Origin of the sequence: Pseudomonas agronomica, assembly GCF_025917275.1 — a bacterium.
Lineage (GTDB): Bacteria > Pseudomonadota > Gammaproteobacteria > Pseudomonadales > Pseudomonadaceae > Aquipseudomonas > Aquipseudomonas agronomica.
Genome location: NZ_JAOSHO010000775.1, coordinates 1 through 1,623 on the forward strand (window position 1 = coordinate 1; position 1,623 = coordinate 1,623).

At 64.1% G+C, this 1,623-nt stretch carries 1 protein-coding gene; it reads right to left on the minus strand.

Going from position 1 to position 1,623, the window contains the following annotated elements:
* Positions 1-1,480, minus strand: a 1,480-nt coding sequence (locus OC610_RS27035; protein WP_264432385.1) for an FUSC family protein, incomplete at its 3' end; no start/stop codon positions are given.
* Between the last annotated feature and the right edge of the window lie 143 nt (positions 1,481-1,623).

Here is a 1,623-nt window from a genome sequence, read left to right on the forward strand (position 1 = left end):
CGGCATGCTGCGGCCTGGAACTGAGGAAAGCGCCCAGCATGATCACCGGCGCCAACATCACGCAGAGCAAGGGGAAACCGTCAATCAGGGGAAAGACGAAAAACATCTCGACGAAGCCCACCAACGCGCCGAACAACGTGCCGCAGGCCATCTGGAACGCCATGCGCTTGGGGTTCGGCGTAGCCGCGGACAGCCCGACGGTGGCGGCGGCGATCATCGTCATGGTCGCGCCGCTCGGCCAGGCCGTGGCGACCCAATAGCTGCCCAGCACCAGCAGGATGAAGGCAGCGCGAAAACCGGAAGCGGCTGCGGCCAGGCCGTTGGTCTGCGACACGAACGGCTCGTCCCAGCGTTCGCGCTCGTGGCGATGCTCGGCCAGGGACGCATGGGTCTGGGCGTAGCCATGCAGGTCTTCGACAAAGCGATACAGCAGCTCATAAGCGGTGTGGAAATCCAGTTGCTGCGCGTCACTGGGATCCGTCTCTTGGAACTGCGCACGCAAGCGGCGCACCTGGGCCGGCAAGTCGGCCTTGTAATCAGCCAACGCCGCTGCCAGGCGCGCCGCATCGGCATCGGTCAGGGCCCTTGCGCTGAAGCCATCCAGAAGTTCGGCCAGGGTGTGCAATCCGGGCTTGATGGCGCTCACCACCGAGTCCGCCGCGCCACTGCGCAACCGATCGAGCAATTGGTGCAAGGCGTTGAAACGCGTGGTCAGGCTCATGAACTCGCTGTTCAAGCGACTGAGCCGCCCGTTGCGCCGGCGCATGTGCGGGTCTTCGAACACGGTCACGCTGCGCAGGCCTTCCAAGCCCACCGCCTCGGCGATGAAACCCACGTTGCGCGCCTCGAATGCCTCCGGTTGGCTGCGCCCGCGCAAGCCATCGGTGACAAACAGGGCGAACACCCCAAAGCGCTGGTAGAGCGCATTGCGCATGGCGGCACTGGCGGTTTGCGGCAGGATCGCGGCACTGATGGCGGTGGCACAGAGAATCCCCAGGGAAATTTCCAGCACCCGCCATACGGCCGCCATGAAGGCCCCTTCCGGATGGGCCAAGGCCGGCAGGCCAATCATCGCCGCGGTGTAGCCGGCCAGCACGAAACCATAGGCCCGGAAGTTGCGATAACGCGCCGCGCCCGCCGAGCAGATGCCGACCCAGATCGCCAGGCAGCCGAGGAACAGTTCGGTGTTCTGGGCGAACAAGGCGATCAACGCGACCATCACCGCCGAGCCGGCCAAGGTGCCGAGCAGACGGTAGAAACTCTTGGCGAAAACCTGGCCGCTCTGGGGCTGCATGACGATGAACACCGTGATCATCGCCGTGCGTGGCTGGGGCAATTCCAGGCGCATCGCCAGCCACAACGTCAGGAACGCGGCCAGCAAGACCTTGAAGATATAGACCCAGGTCACGCCGTCGCTGCGGGCCCAGTCGAAGAAACCACGGCGCCATTCGAGGCGATACAGCCAGAGTAGATACGTCACGCAAGGATACTCAGCATCGTGGCGAGGGAGCTTGCTCCCGCTTGGGTTGTGCCTTGTCGGAGCTGTGTAGGAGCTGCCGAAGGCTGCGATCTTTTGATCTTTTCGCTGGGGACTCAAGCGTCTGGGGAAAGATCGCAGCCTCG